Raw genomic sequence first — 16,199 nt, forward strand, 5'->3', positions numbered from 1 at the left:
AAACGCTTAAAAAGGGGTATCATGTTATGACAAAAACAATTGCAATCAATGCGGGAAGTTCAAGTTTGAAATGGCAGTTATACTTAATGCCAGAAGAAAAAGTATTGGCGAAAGGTTTGATTGAACGTATCGGTTTGAAAGATTCAATTTCAACTGTAAAATTTGACGGCCGTTCTGAACAACAAATTTTGGATATCGAAAATCACACACAAGCTGTTAAAATCTTATTGGATGACCTGATTCGTTTCGATATTATCAAGGCTTATGATGAGATTACAGGCGTTGGTCACCGTGTTGTTGCAGGTGGAGAATATTTCAAAGAATCAACGGTTGTTGAGGGAGATGTTTTAGAAAAAGTTGAAGAGTTGAGTTTGTTGGCTCCTCTCCACAATCCAGCCAATGCAGCAGGTGTTCGTGCCTTCAAGGAATTGTTGCCAGACATTACCAGTGTAGTTGTTTTTGATACTTCATTCCACACAAGTATGCCAGAGAAAGCTTATCGCTACCCTCTACCAACAAAATATTACACAGAACACAAGGTTCGTAAATATGGTGCCCACGGTACAAGTCACCAGTTTGTAGCAGGAGAAGCTGCAAAACTCTTGGGACGTCCATTAGAAGACTTGAAATTGATTACTTGCCACATCGGTAATGGTGCTTCTATTACAGCAGTTAAGGGCGGTCAATCTGTTGATACTTCAATGGGCTTCACTCCACTTGGTGGTGTGATGATGGGAACTCGTACAGGGGATATTGACCCAGCGATCATTCCTTACTTAATGCAATATACAGAGGACTTTAATACTCCTGAAGACATTAGTCATGTTCTTAATCGTGAATCCGGACTAATGGGGGTTTCAGGTAAATCCAGTGATATGCGTGATGTGATTGCTGCTATGGAAGAAGGGGATCATGAGGCCACTTTAGCCTATGAAATGTATGTTGATCGTATCCAAAAACATATCGGTCAATACCTTGCAGTCTTAAATGGAGCAGATGCTATTATCTTCACAGCGGGTATTGGTGAAAATGCTGCAAATGTGCGTGAAGATGTTATCTCAGGTATCTCTTGGTTTGGTTGTGATGTTGACCCAGAAAAGAACGTCTTTGGTGTGACAGGAGACATCTCAACAGAGGCAGCGAAGATCCGTGTATTGGTTATTCCAACAGATGAAGAGCTAGTTATTGCCCGTGACGTTGAACGCTTGAAAAAATAAGTAAAACTAGTAAAAATATTCCGTACAAGGAGTTGGGAAAGAGATTTTTCCAGCTTCTTTTTCTGATGGAAATGTCCAAAACCTTGCTATGATTGGCTTTTTTGAAAAATATGGTATAATAGTAGTAATTTAATAGATGGAGTTGAGTTTTGAAGAAAAACTTTCGTGTAAAAAGAGAGAAAGATTTTAAGGCGATTTTCAAGGAGGGGACAAGTTTTGCCAATCGCAAATTTGTTGTCTACCAACTAGAAAACCAGAAAAACCATTTTCGAGTAGGTCTATCAGTTAGCAAAAAACTTGGGAATGCCGTCACTAGAAATCAAATTAAGCGACGAATTAGACATATTATCCAGAATGCAAAAGGAAGTCTGGTAGAAGATGTCGATTTTGTTGTCATTGCTCGAAAAGGGGTTGAAACCTTGGGATATGCAGAGATGGAGAAAAATCTACTCCACGTATTAAAATTATCAAAGATTTACCAGGAAGGAAATGGGAGTGAAAAAGAAACTACAGTTGACTAGTTTGCTAGGACTGTCTCTATTGATCATGACAGCCTGTGCGACTAATGGGACAACTAGCGATATCACAGCCGAATCAGCTGATTTTTGGAGTAAATTTGTTTACTTCTTTGCGGAAATTATTCGCTTTTTATCGTTTGATATCAGCATCGGAGTGGGGATTATTCTCTTTACGATCTTGATTCGTACAGTTCTCTTGCCAGTCTTTCAAGTGCAAATGGTGGCTTCTAGAAAAATGCAGGAAGCTCAACCACGCATTAAGGCGCTTCGAGAACAATATCCAGGTAGAGATATGGAAAGCAGAACCAAGCTAGAGCAAGAAATGCGTAAAGTCTTTAAAGAAATGGGTGTCAGACAGTCAGATTCTCTTTGGCCGATTTTGATTCAGATGCCGGTTATCTTGGCCTTGTTCCAAGCTCTATCAAGAGTTGACTTTTTAAAGACAGGTCATTTCTTATGGATTAACCTTGGTGGTGTGGATACAACCCTTGTTCTTCCGATTTTAGCAGCTGTATTCACCTTTTTAAGTACTTGGCTGTCTAATAAAGCATTGTCTGAGCGTAATGGAGCTACGACGGCGATGATGTATGGGATTCCGGTCTTGATTTTTATCTTTGCAGTTTATGCGCCGGGTGGAGTCGCCTTATACTGGACAGTATCCAATGCTTATCAAGTCCTGCAAACCTATTTTTTGAATAATCCATTCAAGATTATCGCAGAGCGCGAGGCTGTAGCTCAGGCACAGAAAGATTTGGAAAATAGAAAAAGAAAAGCCAAGAAAAAGGCTCAGAAAACGAAATAATAAGGAGGAATCTGGTAATGGTAGTATTTACAGGTTCAACTGTTGAAGAAGCAATCCAGAAAGGATTGAAAGAATTAGATATTCCAAGAATGAAGGCTCACATCAAAGTCATTTCTCGTGAAAAAAATGGATTTTTTGGTTTATTTGGTAAAAAACCAGCCCAGGTTGACATTGAAGCCATTAGTGAAACAACTGTCATTAAGGCAAATCAACAAGCTGTTAAGGGTGTTCCTAAAGAAATCAATGAACAAAATGAACCAGTTAAAACAGTCAGTGAAGCGACCGTTGATTTGGGGCATGTTGTAGAAGCAATTAAAAAGATTGAAGAAGAAGGCCAAGGGGTTTCTGATGAAGTCAAGGCTGAAATTTTGAAAAATGAAAAACATGCTAGCACCATCTTAGAAGAAACTGGGCATATTGAGATTTTAAATGAATTACAGCTTGAAGAAGCCGGCATCGAAGAAGTAGAAACTCCTATTGTTGAGAGTCGAGCTGAACAAACTGAAAGTCAAGAATTAGAAGATTTGGGCTTAAAGGTGGAACCGAGCTTTGATATTGAACAAGTAGCTACGGAGGTAACGACTTATGTTCAGACGATTATTGATGATATGGATGTCGAAGCGACGATTTCAAATGACTATAACCGTCGTAGCATCAATCTACAAATTGATACCAATGAGCCAGGTCGCATTATCGGCTACCATGGTAAAGTCTTGAAGGCCTTGCAGCTGTTAGCTCAAAATTATCTTTACAACCGCTATTCAAGAACCTTCTACATTACAATCAATGTCAATGATTATGTCGAACACCGTGCAGAAGTCTTGCAGACCTATGCGCAAAAATTGGCGACTCGTGTTTTAGAAGAAGGCCGCAGTCATCAAACGGATCCAATGTCAAATAGCGAACGTAAGATTATCCATCGTATTATTTCACGTATGGATGGCGTGACTAGTTACTCTGAAGGTGACGAGCCAAATCGCTATGTCGTTGTAGATACAGAGTAAGTAAAATCAGGTTTATCCTGATTTTTTGCTAGTTAGAAGAGGTTAAACGGATGTTAAATGAGATAAGAAACTATCTAGACTTTGCTGGTTTGCAGTACCGTAATCCAGATAAAGCGGGAGAAGAGCGAGAGAAAATGCTGGAATTGCGCCACAAAGGTCAAGAGGCCCGAAAGGCTTTTACAGAATTGGCCAAAGCTTTCCAAGCAAGCCATCCAGAATGGCAACTTCAACAGACTAGCCAGTGGATGAACCAAGCGCAGCGCTTGCGACCACACTTCTGGGCTTATCTACAGCGTGAGGGGAAAGTGACAGAACCTATGATGGCCTTACGTTTGTACGGAAGTTCTTCTGATTTTGGAGTCTCACTAGAAGTCAGTTTCATCGAGCGCAAGAAAGATGAGCAAACTTTAGGCAAGCAGGCCAAAGTTTTAGAAATTCCAACCGTTGAAGGGATTTATTATCTAGCCTACTCAGATGGTCAAAGTCAAAGATGGGAGGCGAACGAAGAAAATCGCCAGGCCTTAGTCAAGAAGATGGGCAGTCAAGAAATCCGAAAAGTTTTAGTGAAATCAGATGTTTCTATCATAGAAAATCAATCTTTAGAAGTGATTTTAGAAAAATTAGAAGATGCTTATGAACGCTTACTTCCCTACTATCAGGCGACTAGAGGATAGCAAATAGAATACTTATTTACGTCGAATTGTTTAATTGCTATTCTATGTATTTTTTCATATAATAGTAAAATAGAATGTGTGATTCACTAATCACCTCAAATAGAAAGGAAATTCTATGTCAAATCTATCTGTTAATGCAATCCGTTTCCTAGGTATTGACGCCATTAATAAAGCCAACTCAGGTCACCCAGGTGTGGTTATGGGAGCAGCTCCGATGGCTTACAGCCTCTTTACAAAACAACTTCGTATCAATCCAGCTCAACCAAACTGGATTAACCGTGACCGCTTTATTCTTTCAGCAGGTCATGGTTCAATGCTCCTTTATGCCCTTCTTCATCTTTCTGGTTTTGAAGATGTCAGCATGGATGAGATTAAGAGCTTCCGTCAATGGGGTTCAAAAACACCAGGTCACCCAGAATTTGGCCATACAGCAGGAATTGATGCTACGACAGGTCCTTTAGGTCAAGGGATTTCAACTGCCACTGGTTTTGCCCAAGCAGAACGTTTCTTGGCAGCCAAATATAACCGCGAAGGCTACAATATCTTTGACCACTATACTTACGTTATCTGTGGAGACGGAGACTTGATGGAAGGTGTCTCAAGTGAGGCGGCTTCATACGCAGGCTTGCAAAAACTAGACAAATTGGTTGTTCTTTATGATTCAAATGACATCAACTTGGATGGTGAGACAAAGGATTCCTTTACAGAAAGTGTTCGTGACCGTTACAATGCCTACGGTTGGCATACTGCCTTGGTAGAAGATGGAACAGACTTGGAAGCAATCCATGCTGCTATCGAAACAGCTAAAGCTTCAGGCAAACCATCTTTGATTGAAGTGAAGACGGTTATTGGATACGGTTCTCCAAACAAACAAGGAACTAATGCCGTACATGGGGCTCCTCTTGGAGCAGATGAAACTGCAGCAACTCGTCAGGCTCTTGGTTGGGACTACGAACCATTTGAAATTCCAGAACAAGTTTACGCTGATTTCAAAGAACATGTTGCAGACCGTGGTGCATCAGCTTATGAAGCTTGGACAAAATTAGTTGCAGATTATAAAGAAGCTCACCCAGAACTAGCTGCAGAAGTAGAAGCCATCATCGACGGACGCGATCCAGTTGAAGTGACTCCAGCAGACTTCCCAGCTTTAGAAAATGGCTTCTCTCAAGCAACTCGTAATTCAAGCCAAGATGCCTTGAACGTTGTGGCGGCTAAGTTGCCAACCTTCTTGGGTGGATCAGCTGACTTAGCTCACTCAAACATGACTTATATCAAGACTGACGGACTTCAAGACGACGCCAATCGCTTGAACCGTAACATTCAGTTTGGTGTTCGTGAATTTGCAATGGGAACTATCTTGAACGGGATGGCCCTTCACGGTGGACTTCGTGTATACGGTGGAACTTTCTTCGTCTTCTCTGACTATGTGAAGGCAGCTGTCCGTTTGTCAGCCTTGCAAGGACTTCCTGTGACCTATGTCTTTACCCATGATTCTATTGCAGTTGGGGAAGATGGGCCAACACACGAACCAGTTGAACACTTAGCAGGTCTCCGTGCTATGCCAAATCTAAATGTTTTCCGTCCAGCAGATGCGCGTGAAACTCAAGCAGCTTGGTACCTTGCAGTGACAAGTGAGAAAACACCAACTGCTCTTGTCTTGACACGTCAAAACTTGACTGTTGAAGAGGGAACAGACTTCGACAAGGTTGCTAAAGGTGCTTATGTTGTCTATGAAAATGAAGCAGACTTTGATACCATCTTGATTGCGACAGGTTCAGAAGTCAATCTAGCTGTCTCAGCTGCTAAAGAATTGGCTAGTCAAGGCGAAAAAGTCCGCGTAGTCAGCATGCCATCTACAGATGTCTTTGATAAACAAGATGCAGCATACAAGGAAGAAATTCTTCCAAATGCAGTTCGCCGTCGTGTTGCAGTCGAAATGGGTGCAACTCAAAACTGGTACAAATATGTTGGTCTAGATGGTGCTGTTCTTGGTATTGATACCTTCGGAGCCTCTGCACCAGCACCAAAAGTATTGGCAGAATATGGCTTTACTGTCGAAAATCTTGTAAAAGTCGTTCAAAACTTGAAATAATTCTAAAAATCAGGGCGCAAGCTCTGGTTTTTTCTTACTAGAAAAGTAAGGTACAATCTTGTAAAAGTAGCTGAAATTTGATATAGTAGTCCTATGTAAAAGACAAAGGAGAATATAATGGAATCACAATATACATTTTTAATCATTCTTGTGGCTATGGTGGGCTTGATGTTCTTTACGCAACGCTCTCAAAAGAAACAAGCACAAAAACGTATGGAAAGCTTAAACAAACTACAAAAAGGCTATGAAGTGATTACAATCGGTGGACTTTACGGAACAGTCGATGAGGTAGATACTGAGAAGAGAACGATTGTTCTTGATGTAGATGGAGTTTACTTGACTTTTGAACTAGCTGCTATCAAGACCGTATTACCGCTGAAAGAAACAGCTTCACTAGAAGGTGCAATTGAAAAATAAGACGGGATTATTAACTCCCGTTTTTCTATAAAAGAAAGGAAATGGGATGAAAAAACTAGTCTTTGTCTGTCTGGGAAATATTTGCCGTAGCCCTATGGCCGAGTTTGTTATGAAATCAATGACAGATAATTATGAAATCCAAAGTCGAGCGACTTCTTCTTGGGAACATGGCAATCCGATTCATAAGGGAACTCAAGGGATTTTTCAACAGTATCAGATTCCTTATGATAAAGGCAAGACATCGCTTCAGATTAGTAAGGAAGATTTTGAAGCCTTTGATTATATTATCGGAATGGACGCTTCAAATGTTTCTGACTTACGTCAGATGTGTCCAGCAGACTGTCAAGATAAGATTTACTCATTTGCATCTGAAAGTGTTCCAGATCCTTGGTATACAGGAGATTTTGAGGAAACTTATAAGCGTGTTCAAGAGGGTTGTCAAGCTTGGTTAGAGCGTTTAGAAAAGGAGAGTGAAGATGGAAAATCTTAAGAATTTTTACGAAAAGTATCGTGTCTATCTGACTCGTCCACGTTTAGAGCTTTTGGCAGTAGTTACGATTGTTTTTTGTGCTGTGCTCGTCTTTTTTCTAAATATTCCCGGAAAAGGTGTTCTAAAGCTTGATAATGGAACGATTGTTTACGATGGCAGTCTTGTACGTGGTAAAATGAATGGCCAAGGTACTATTACTTTCCAAAATGGGGACCAGTATACTGGTGGTTTCAACAATGGAGCCTTCAACGGAAAAGGTACCTTTCAATCTAAAGAAGGCTGGACCTACGAAGGTGATTTTGTAAATGGTCAGGCTGAAGGAAAAGGGAAACTAACAACAGAACAAGAAGTCGTTTATGAAGGGACTTTTAAACAAGGCGTTTTTCAACAAAAATAAAGCCTCCTTATCAAAGGAGGTATTGTTATCATTTAAAAGTAAGCGCTTACTAGAAAATCTATCTCTTTCCAAGCTCCTCTTCCAATCAAGCTTGTGAAATAAAAAAATATTTGAAATTCATTTCACAAACTCTAAAGAAAAAACTTGATAAGTAAAGAAAATGAGAAAAAATTCACAAACAATAAAAAATTCTTTGTGAAATGTTTATGAAACTGTTTACAAAGTTGAAATAATGCGTTATAATAAACTTGTGAAAAAATTAACAAAGGATATCGATCCTTGAAAGCTATGGAGGAAAATATGGCTGATAAAAAAACTGTGACACCAGAGGAAAAGAAACTCGCTGCTGAAAAGCATGTCGATGGATTGGTGCAAAAAGCTCTAGTTGCTCTTGAAGAAATGCGTAAGTTGGATCAAGAGCAGGTTGACTACATCGTTGCCAAAGCATCAGTAGCAGCTTTGGATGCCCACGGAGAATTGGCTTTACATGCCTTTGAAGAAACAGGACGTGGTGTATTTGAAGATAAGGCAACTAAGAACTTGTTTGCTTGTGAACACGTAGTAAACAATATGCGTCACACTAAAACAGTTGGCGTTATCGAAGAAGACGATGTAACAGGATTGACTCTCATCGCTGAACCGGTTGGTGTTGTCTGTGGTATCACTCCTACAACAAACCCAACATCAACAGCAATCTTCAAATCATTGATTTCATTGAAGACACGTAACCCAATCGTCTTTGCCTTCCATCCATCAGCACAAGAATCATCTGCTCATGCAGCTCGTATCGTCCGCGATGCAGCTATCGCAGCTGGTGCTCCTGAAAACTGTGTGCAATGGATTACTCAACCATCTATGGAAGCAACAAGTGCCCTTATGAACCACGAAGGTGTTGCGACAATCCTTGCAACAGGTGGTAATGCCATGGTTAAGGCGGCTTATTCATGTGGTAAACCAGCTCTTGGGGTAGGTGCCGGAAACGTTCCAGCTTATGTTGAAAAATCAGCAAACATTCGTCAAGCAGCACACGATATCGTCATGTCTAAATCATTTGATAACGGTATGGTCTGTGCCTCAGAGCAAGCGGTTATCATTGATAAAGAAATTTACGATGAATTTGTAGCAGAGTTCAAATCTTACCACACTTACTTTGTAAACAAGAAAGAAAAAGCTCTTCTTGAAGAATTCTGCTTCGGCGTGAAAGCAAACAGCAAAAACTGTGCTGGTGCGAAATTGAATGCTGACATCGTTGGTAAACCAGCAACTTGGATTGCAGAACAAGCAGGATTTACAGTTCCAGAAGGAACAAACATTCTTGCTGCAGAATGTAAAGAAGTTGGTGAAAATGAGCCATTGACTCGTGAAAAATTGTCACCAGTTATCGCAGTTTTGAAATCTGAAAGCCGTGAAGATGGTATTACTAAGGCTCGTCAAATGGTTGAATTTAACGGTCTTGGGCACTCAGCAGCCATCCACACAGCTGATGAAGAATTGACTAAAGAATTTGGTAAAGCTGTTAAAGCTATTCGTGTTATCTGTAACTCACCTTCTACTTTCGGTGGTATCGGGGACGTTTACAATGCCTTCTTGCCATCATTGACACTTGGATGTGGTTCTTACGGACGCAACTCAGTTGGGGATAACGTTAGTGCCATTAACCTCTTGAATATCAAAAAAGTCGGAAGACGGAGAAATAACATGCAATGGATGAAACTTCCTTCAAAAACATACTTTGAACGTGATTCAATTCAATACCTTCAAAAATGTCGTGACGTTGAACGTGTCATGATCGTTACTGACCATGCCATGGTAGAACTTGGTTTCCTTGATCGTATCATCGAACAACTTGACCTTCGTCGCAATAAGGTTGTTTATCAAATCTTTGCTGATGTAGAACCAGATCCAGATATCACAACTGTAAATCGTGGTACTGAGATTATGCGCGCCTTCAAACCAGATACAATCATCGCTCTCGGTGGTGGATCTCCAATGGATGCTGCTAAAGTAATGTGGCTCTTCTACGAACAACCAGAAGTGGACTTCCGTGACCTTGTTCAAAAATTCATGGATATCCGTAAACGTGCCTTCAAATTCCCATTGCTTGGTAAGAAGACTAAATTCATCGCAATCCCAACAACATCTGGTACAGGATCTGAAGTAACACCATTTGCCGTTATCTCTGATAAAGCAAATAACCGTAAATACCCAATCGCTGACTACTCATTGACACCAACTGTGGCAATCGTAGACCCTGCTTTGGTATTGACAGTTCCTGGATTTGTTGCTGCGGATACTGGTATGGACGTATTGACCCACGCGACTGAAGCTTATGTATCACAAATGGCTAGCGACTACACTGACGGTCTTGCACTTCAAGCAATTAAACTTGTATTCGAAAACCTTGAAAGCTCAGTTAAGAATGCAGACTTCCACTCACGTGAGAAAATGCATAACGCTTCAACAATCGCTGGTATGGCCTTTGCCAATGCCTTCCTAGGTATTTCTCACTCAATGGCCCATAAGATTGGTGCGCAATTCCACACAATCCACGGACGTACTAATGCTATCTTGCTTCCATATGTCATCCGCTACAACGGTACACGTCCAGCTAAGACAGCAACATGGCCTAAGTACAACTACTACCGTGCAGATGAAAAATACCAAGATATTGCTCGTATGCTTGGGCTTCCAGCTTCTACTCCAGAGGAAGGTGTGGAATCTTACGCAAAAGCTGTTTACGAACTTGGTGAACGCGTAGGTATCCAAATGAACTTCAAAGCACAAGGAATCGATGAAAAAGAATGGAAAGAACATTCACGTGAACTTGCCTTCCTTGCTTATGAAGATCAATGTTCACCAGCTAACCCACGCCTTCCAATGGTTGACCATATGCAAGAAATCATCGAAGATTCTTACTATGGCTACAAAGAAAGACCAGGACGCCGCAAATAATTGTTATCAGCCTAGAGGCAGGAATTTCCTGTCTCTTTTTTGTAAAATTGGAAGATTGAAAATAATTTTTATCTTTTCTATTTTCACTTTTCATCTGAAGAGGAAAGCTGGGAATGACTAGGTAGACAAAGAAAGACAGCAGTATAGGCTTTTAAAGGAGAAAGAAAAATAAGTGGGGTATAGACAAAAAACAACGCCCGTACTTGCAATTAAACTTAAATAGTTATATAATAGGTTTGTTGAAAGGTGATTTGTAGTGATTCAAGTTACTCTTTTCACAATAAAAATTTCATGATTTTCATAAGGAGGAAATCACTAATGGTAGTTAAAGTTGGTATTAACGGTTTCGGACGTATCGGTCGTCTTGCTTTCCGTCGTATCCAAAACGTAGAAGGTGTTGAAGTTACTCGTATCAACGACCTTACAGATCCAGTTATGCTTGCACACTTGTTGAAATACGACACAACTCAAGGTCGTTTCGACGGTACTGTTGAAGTTAAAGAAGGTGGATTTGAAGTTAACGGTAAATTCATCAAAGTTTCTGCTGAACGTGATCCAGAACAAATCGACTGGGCTAACGACGGTGTAGAAATCGTTCTTGAAGCTACTGGTTTCTTTGCTAAGAAAGCAGCTGCTGAAAAACACTTGCACGCTGGTGGAGCTAAAAAAGTTGTTATCACTGCTCCTGGTGGAAACGACGTTAAAACAGTTGTATTCAACACTAACCACGACGTTCTTGACGGTACTGAAACAGTTATCTCAGGTGCTTCATGTACTACAAACTGCTTGGCTCCTATGGCTAAAGCTCTTCAAGACAACTTTGGTGTTGTTGAAGGATTGATGACTACTATCCACGCTTACACTGGTGACCAAATGATTCTTGACGGACCACACCGTGGTGGTGACCTTCGCCGTGCTCGTGCTGGTGCTGTAAACATCGTTCCTAACTCAACTGGTGCTGCAAAAGCTATCGGTCTTGTAATCCCAGAATTGAATGGTAAATTGGACGGAGCTGCTCAACGTGTTCCTGTTCCAGCAGGTTCTGTAACTGAGTTGGTAGCAGTTCTTGAAAAGAACGTTACTGTTGACGAAGTGAACGCAGCTATGAAAGCAGCTTCAAACGAATCATACGGATACACTGAAGATCCAATCGTATCTTCAGATATCCTAGGTATGTCTTACGGTTCATTGTTTGACGCAACTCAAACTAAAGTTCTTGACGTTGACGGTAAACAATTGGTTAAAGTTGTATCATGGTACGACAACGAAATGTCATACACTGCACAACTTGTTCGTACTCTTGAATACTTCGCAAAAATCGCTAAATAATTCATGAGTCGATAAAAAGCAAGGCCTCTTGGTCTTGCTTTTCTTATATGGAAAAATGGATGACACAACAATCATCCATTCTTTTTTAATTCTTTTTCAAAAGTATCGGAAAGGGCAGTGAAGCTTAAATTCTCTAAAGTAAGTGGATGGGTAAAGGACAGACGAAAGGCGTGGAGCATAAGCCGACTTATCTTTGATTTGCTATTATAGAGAGGGTCGCCCAAAATAGGGAAGTTATGATGCGAAAGGTGCACACGAATCTGATGGGTTCGCCCTGTCTTTAGTTTGCAACGAACCAAGGAAGTCTTGTTTGAGAATTGCTTTAATCTGCTTACATGAGTTTCAGCGTATTGACCGTTTTTTGTATCAACTATTCTTTTTCTGCGGTCATGACGATCACGTCCGATTTTGTCCTTGAAAACAAGCTCTTTGCTGCTGATATTTCCGTTAACAAGTGCCCAATATTCTCTAGAAATCTCTTTTTTCTCCAATAAGCGATTGAGAATAGGCAGGATAAAAGGATTTTTAGCAAAAAGAACTAAACCGCTGGTTTCCATATCTAGACGATGAACGACATAACAGGTCTGGCCAACGTAGGCACTGACATGGTTAAGAAGAGCAATTTCGTTTGGTTGATTGCCGTGCGTTTTCATACCCTCGAGTTTGTTTACAATAATCAAGTGTTGGTCTTGATAAACTTCTTGAACTAAGTCCGGATTTCCCCAAGGGATTGTCTTTTTGGGATAATCTTCCTCGTCAAAAGCCAACTGGCAAACATCTCCAGGCTTCACTATCTCGTTCCAGTGAACTTCTTCTTGATTTATCAAAATATGCTTCTTGACTCTCAAAAAATGCCGGATTTTTCTAGGAATGAGGAGTTGCTCTTCTAGTAATTGCTTCACCGTCATTTGAGGTAAAGAGGCGGGTAATATAAATGTGAATTTCATACAGATATTGTAACAAAAAAAGCCCTATTTGGATAGGAAATAGCTAAATTCTTGTCTTCCTATGATGAAGATGATAAAATAAACGCATGAAATTAGATAAATTATTCGAGAAATTTCTTTCTCTTTTTAAAAAAGAAACAAGTGAACTAGAGGATTCTGATTCGACTAGCTTACGTCGCTCTCGTAGTGATCGAAAAAAATTAGCTCAAGTGGGTCCGATTCGAAAATTCTGGCGTCGCTATCATCTGACGAAAATCGTTGTTATACTAGGTTTGAGTGCAGGCTTGTTAGTCGGAACCTATTTGTTTGCTGTAGCCAAGTCAACCAATGTCAATGATTTGCAAAATGCCTTGAAAACTCGGACTCTCATTTTTGACCGTGAAGAAAAAGAGGCAGGTGCCTTGTCTGGTCAAAAGGGAACCTACGTTGAATTGACTGACATCAGTAAAAACTTGCAGAATGCTGTTATTGCGACAGAAGACCGTTCTTTCTATAAAAATGACGGGATTAACTATGGTCGTTTCTTCTTGGCTATTGTGACTGCTGGCCGTTCAGGTGGTGGTTCTACTATTACCCAACAGCTGGCTAAAAATGCCTATCTGTCGCAGGATCAAACTGTTGAGAGAAAAGCGAAAGAATTTTTCCTTGCCCTAGAATTAACCAAAAAATATAGTAAGGATCAAATTCTAACCATGTACCTTAACAACGCCTATTTTGGAAATGGTGTGTGGGGTGTAGAAGATGCGAGTAAGAAATACTTTGGAGTTTCTGCATCAGAAGTGAGTCTCGATCAAGCTGCGACTCTGGCAGGAATGCTAAAGGGGCCGGAACTGTATAATCCTTTGAATTCTGTAGAAGATTCTACCAATCGTCGCGATACTGTTTTGCAGAATATGCTTGCAGCGGGTTACATTGATAAAAACCAAGAAACCGAAGCTGCAGAAGTTGATATGACTTCGCAATTGCACGATAAGTATGAAGGAAAAATCTCAGATTACCGCTATCCTTCTTATTTTGATGCGGTTGTTAATGAAGCTGTTTCCAAGTATAATTTAACAGAGGAAGAGATTGTCAACAATGGCTACCGCATTTATACAGAGCTGGACCAAAACTATCAAGCAAATATGCAGGTTGTCTATGAAAATACAGCTCTATTTCCGAGGGCAGAGGATGGAACATTTGCTCAATCAGGAAGTGTAGCTCTTGAACCGAAAACAGGTGGAGTTCGTGGAGTTGTCGGTCAGGTTGCTGGCAATGATAAAACTGGATTCCGAAATTTCAACTATGCAACTCAATCAAAACGTAGCCCGGGTTCTACAATTAAGCCTTTAGTTGTTTATACGCCTGCAGTTGAAGCGGGCTGGGCTTTGAATAAGCAGTTGGATAACCATACCATGCAGTACAACAGCTATAAGGTTGATAACTATGCAGGAATCAAAACGAGTCGAGAAGTTCCTATGTATCAAGCCTTGGCAGAATCGCTTAATCTACCTGCTGTTGCCACTGTTAATGATTTGGGCGTCGACAAAGCTTTTGAGGCGGGCGAAAAATTCGGACTCAATATGGAAAAGGTCGATCGTGTTCTTGGCGTCGCCTTGGGAAGCGGTGTCGAAACCAATCCTCTTCAAATGGCTCAAGCATATGCTGCCTTTGCAAATGAAGGTTTAATGCCGGAAGCTCATTTTATTAGTAGAATTGAAAATGCTAGTGGTCAGGTCATTGCGAGCCATAAAAATTCACAAAAACGGGTGATTGATAAGTCTGTAGCTGATAAGATGACCAGTATGATGTTGGGGACATTCACCAACGGTACCGGTATTAGTTCATCTCCTGCAGATTATGTAATGGCAGGAAAAACTGGAACAACTGAAGCAGTTTTCAATCCTGAATACACAAGCGACCAGTGGGTAATTGGTTATACTCCGGATGTAGTGATTAGTCACTGGCTTGGTTTCCCTACCACTGATGAAAGCCACTATCTAGCAGGATCTACTTCAAACGGTGCAGCCCGTGTCTTTAGAAGCATTGCCAATACCATTTTACCTTATACGCCAGGAAGTACCTTTACAGTTGAAAATGCTTATAAGCAAAATGGAATTGCACCAGCCAATACAAGAAATCAAGTACAAAGTAATGAAGAAAATCAGGCGGATAATAGCCTTTCTGATATTAGAAGTCGTGCACAAAATCTGGTAGATGAGGCTAGCCGTGCTATCTCGGATGCTAAAATTAAGGAAAAGGCCCAAACGATATGGGATTCGGTAGTCAATCTATTTCGTTAAGATGCTTGTCAAAGCCTAGCTTTCTTGTTATAATAGATAAGATGGAGGCGTTATGGCACTAAAAAAAGCAAGCCTAGCTTGTGCGGTTTGTGGTTCTAGAAACTATTCAATCAAGATCAGTGGGAACCCCAAGCCAACACGACTAGAAGTAAATAAATTTTGTAAACATTGTGGTAAGTATACTACACACAGAGAAACGAGATAGGAGAGAGCGATGCGTTTTATTGGAGATATTTTTAGACTTCTTAAAGACACAACATGGCCAACTCGCAAGGAAAGCTGGAGAGATTTTCGTTCTATCATGGAATACACTGCTTTCTTTGTTGTGATTATTTATATTTTTGATAAGTTGATTGTTTCAGGTTTGATTCGATTTATTAACATTTTTTAGAAGAATTGTGGAGTTATTCACGCTAGAAGTCTTCTATTATGAAAGGAAGTATCATGGATAGTTTTGATAAAGGGTGGTTTGTCTTACAAACCTATTCTGGTTATGAAAATAAGGTAAAAGAAAATCTATTGCAACGTGCACAAACCTACAATATGTTGGATAATATTCTACGTGTTGAAATTCCAACACAGACAGTGCAAGTTGAAAAAAATGGAAAGAGAAAGGAAGTAGAAGAAAATCGCTTTCCAGGTTATGTTCTTGTAGAAATGGTGATGACAGATGAAGCTTGGTTTGTTGTTCGAAACACGCCAAACGTTACAGGATTCGTCGGATCTCACGGAAATAGATCAAAACCAACTCCATTATTGGAACAAGAGATCCGTGATATCTTGGTTTCTATGGGACAAACTGTACAAGAGTTTGATATTGATGTCGAAGTTGGTCAAACTGTACGTATTATTGATGGTGCTTTTGCAGACTATACTGGTAAGATTACAGAGATTGATAACAATAAAGTGAAGATGATTATCTCTATGTTTGGTAATGACACAGTCGCAGAAGTAAACTTAAATCAAATTGCAGAATTATAACCCTGAGAGAGGCATGTCCTCTCTTTTTTGCGCAGTTGAAGCGGTGTAGAGAACAGAACGGGAAAATAGGACAAAAATGTTTTTGAATCTGTTAGAC

General features: G+C 40.3%; 16 protein-coding genes. 15 read left to right on the forward strand and 1 reads right to left on the reverse strand.

Annotated features, from left to right (window positions below):
• Window positions 1–26: 26 nt before the first annotated feature.
• From D7D54_RS09000 to gap, 11 genes are all read left to right on the forward strand, one after another.
• Window positions 27–1,217: an acetate kinase gene (locus tag D7D54_RS09000; protein WP_020902383.1), complete on the forward strand. Its 1,191-nt coding sequence runs from the start codon at window positions 27–29 to the stop codon at window positions 1,215–1,217.
• A gap of 149 nt (window positions 1,218–1,366) precedes the next feature.
• Complete coding sequence (gene rnpA / locus D7D54_RS09005) at window positions 1,367–1,738, forward strand: ribonuclease P protein component (protein ID WP_000739245.1); 372 nt, start codon at window positions 1,367–1,369, stop codon at window positions 1,736–1,738.
• The gene (locus tag D7D54_RS09010; RefSeq protein ID WP_205008446.1) at window positions 1,713–2,537 is read left to right on the forward strand and encodes a membrane protein insertase YidC; all 825 of its coding nucleotides are present in this window, start codon (window positions 1,713–1,715) and stop codon (window positions 2,535–2,537) included. The genes rnpA and D7D54_RS09010 overlap by 26 nt, the downstream gene beginning before the upstream one ends.
• A gap of 17 nt (window positions 2,538–2,554) precedes the next feature.
• On the forward strand, window positions 2,555–3,541 hold the full coding sequence (gene jag / locus D7D54_RS09015; RefSeq protein ID WP_020902385.1) for an RNA-binding cell elongation regulator Jag/EloR: 987 nt from the start codon (window positions 2,555–2,557) through the stop codon (window positions 3,539–3,541).
• Between the two features lie 50 nt (window positions 3,542–3,591).
• On the forward strand, window positions 3,592–4,215 hold the full coding sequence (locus tag D7D54_RS09020) for a ribonuclease P (protein ID WP_120719266.1): 624 nt from the start codon (window positions 3,592–3,594) through the stop codon (window positions 4,213–4,215).
• A 115-nt stretch (window positions 4,216–4,330) separates the two neighbouring features.
• On the forward strand, window positions 4,331–6,307 hold the full coding sequence (tkt, locus tag D7D54_RS09025) for a transketolase (protein WP_020902386.1): 1,977 nt from the start codon (window positions 4,331–4,333) through the stop codon (window positions 6,305–6,307).
• 117 nt (window positions 6,308–6,424) lie between these two features.
• Entirely contained in the window at window positions 6,425–6,724 is a 300-nt protein-coding gene (gene yajC / locus D7D54_RS09030; RefSeq protein WP_000445811.1) for a preprotein translocase subunit YajC, read from the forward strand.
• Between the two features lie 46 nt (window positions 6,725–6,770).
• Window positions 6,771–7,214 (forward strand): low molecular weight protein-tyrosine-phosphatase, encoded by a 444-nt coding sequence (locus D7D54_RS09035; protein ID WP_020902387.1) that lies wholly within the window; start codon window positions 6,771–6,773, stop codon window positions 7,212–7,214.
• Window positions 7,201–7,611 carry an MORN repeat-containing protein gene (locus tag D7D54_RS09040; protein ID WP_020902388.1) on the forward strand — a complete coding sequence of 137 codons (411 nt, stop codon included), beginning with the start codon at window positions 7,201–7,203 and terminating at the stop codon, window positions 7,609–7,611. The genes D7D54_RS09035 and D7D54_RS09040 overlap by 14 nt, the downstream gene beginning before the upstream one ends.
• A 300-nt stretch (window positions 7,612–7,911) precedes the next feature.
• A complete protein-coding gene (gene adhE / locus D7D54_RS09045) occupies window positions 7,912–10,563 on the forward strand; it encodes a bifunctional acetaldehyde-CoA/alcohol dehydrogenase (RefSeq protein WP_023945660.1) in 2,652 nt (883 codons plus the stop codon).
• Window positions 10,564–10,881: 318 nt separating this feature from the next.
• The gene (gene gap, locus D7D54_RS09050) at window positions 10,882–11,892 is read left to right on the forward strand and encodes a type I glyceraldehyde-3-phosphate dehydrogenase (protein ID WP_000260662.1); all 1,011 of its coding nucleotides are present in this window, start codon (window positions 10,882–10,884) and stop codon (window positions 11,890–11,892) included.
• Window positions 11,893–11,963: 71 nt separating this feature from the next.
• Here the strand turns inward: gap and D7D54_RS09055 are convergent, their stop codons facing one another.
• On the reverse strand, window positions 11,964–12,839 hold the full coding sequence (locus tag D7D54_RS09055) for an RluA family pseudouridine synthase (protein ID WP_120719267.1): 876 nt from the start codon (window positions 12,837–12,839) through the stop codon (window positions 11,964–11,966).
• 86 nt (window positions 12,840–12,925) lie between these two features.
• Here D7D54_RS09055 and pbp2a point away from each other — a divergent pair, with 86 nt between their 5' ends.
• From pbp2a to nusG, 4 genes are read left to right on the forward strand one after another with little or no spacing between them, the layout of a single operon-like run.
• Complete coding sequence (gene pbp2a / locus D7D54_RS09060; RefSeq protein WP_120719268.1) at window positions 12,926–15,121, forward strand: penicillin-binding protein PBP2A; 2,196 nt, start codon at window positions 12,926–12,928, stop codon at window positions 15,119–15,121.
• A gap of 52 nt (window positions 15,122–15,173) precedes the next feature.
• The gene (gene rpmG, locus D7D54_RS09065; RefSeq protein WP_001809375.1) at window positions 15,174–15,326 is read left to right on the forward strand and encodes a 50S ribosomal protein L33; all 153 of its coding nucleotides are present in this window, start codon (window positions 15,174–15,176) and stop codon (window positions 15,324–15,326) included.
• A 9-nt stretch (window positions 15,327–15,335) separates the two neighbouring features.
• Entirely contained in the window at window positions 15,336–15,512 is a 177-nt protein-coding gene (gene secE / locus D7D54_RS09070) for a preprotein translocase subunit SecE (protein WP_001210990.1), read from the forward strand.
• Between the two features lie 53 nt (window positions 15,513–15,565).
• A complete protein-coding gene (gene nusG / locus D7D54_RS09075; RefSeq protein ID WP_000376740.1) occupies window positions 15,566–16,102 on the forward strand; it encodes a transcription termination/antitermination protein NusG in 537 nt (178 codons plus the stop codon).
• The last annotated feature ends 97 nt before the right edge of the window (window positions 16,103–16,199 follow it).

The organism is Streptococcus chosunensis, assembly GCF_003626515.1.
GTDB classification, from domain to species: Bacteria; Bacillota; Bacilli; order Lactobacillales; family Streptococcaceae; genus Streptococcus; species Streptococcus chosunensis.

What these genes read in the sequence shown, in the direction of transcription:
- D7D54_RS09055 (WP_120719267.1), bottom strand. Translation starts at nt 12,839, where the DNA reads ATGAAATTCACATTTATATTACCCGCCTCTTTACCTCAAATGACGGTG.
- tkt (WP_020902386.1), top strand. Translation starts at nt 4,331, where the DNA reads ATGTCAAATCTATCTGTTAATGCAATCCGTTTCCTAGGTATTGACGCC.
- jag (WP_020902385.1), top strand. Translation starts at nt 2,555, where the DNA reads ATGGTAGTATTTACAGGTTCAACTGTTGAAGAAGCAATCCAGAAAGGA.
- adhE (WP_023945660.1), top strand. Translation starts at nt 7,912, where the DNA reads ATGGCTGATAAAAAAACTGTGACACCAGAGGAAAAGAAACTCGCTGCT.
- D7D54_RS09040 (WP_020902388.1), top strand. Translation starts at nt 7,201, where the DNA reads ATGGAAAATCTTAAGAATTTTTACGAAAAGTATCGTGTCTATCTGACT.
- D7D54_RS09035 (WP_020902387.1), top strand. Translation starts at nt 6,771, where the DNA reads ATGAAAAAACTAGTCTTTGTCTGTCTGGGAAATATTTGCCGTAGCCCT.
- D7D54_RS09020 (WP_120719266.1), top strand. Translation starts at nt 3,592, where the DNA reads ATGTTAAATGAGATAAGAAACTATCTAGACTTTGCTGGTTTGCAGTAC.
- rpmG (WP_001809375.1), top strand. Translation starts at nt 15,174, where the DNA reads ATGGCACTAAAAAAAGCAAGCCTAGCTTGTGCGGTTTGTGGTTCTAGA.
- secE (WP_001210990.1), top strand. Translation starts at nt 15,336, where the DNA reads ATGCGTTTTATTGGAGATATTTTTAGACTTCTTAAAGACACAACATGG.
- yajC (WP_000445811.1), top strand. Translation starts at nt 6,425, where the DNA reads ATGGAATCACAATATACATTTTTAATCATTCTTGTGGCTATGGTGGGC.
- nusG (WP_000376740.1), top strand. Translation starts at nt 15,566, where the DNA reads ATGGATAGTTTTGATAAAGGGTGGTTTGTCTTACAAACCTATTCTGGT.
- D7D54_RS09000 (WP_020902383.1), top strand. Translation starts at nt 27, where the DNA reads ATGACAAAAACAATTGCAATCAATGCGGGAAGTTCAAGTTTGAAATGG.
- gap (WP_000260662.1), top strand. Translation starts at nt 10,882, where the DNA reads ATGGTAGTTAAAGTTGGTATTAACGGTTTCGGACGTATCGGTCGTCTT.
- pbp2a (WP_120719268.1), top strand. Translation starts at nt 12,926, where the DNA reads ATGAAATTAGATAAATTATTCGAGAAATTTCTTTCTCTTTTTAAAAAA.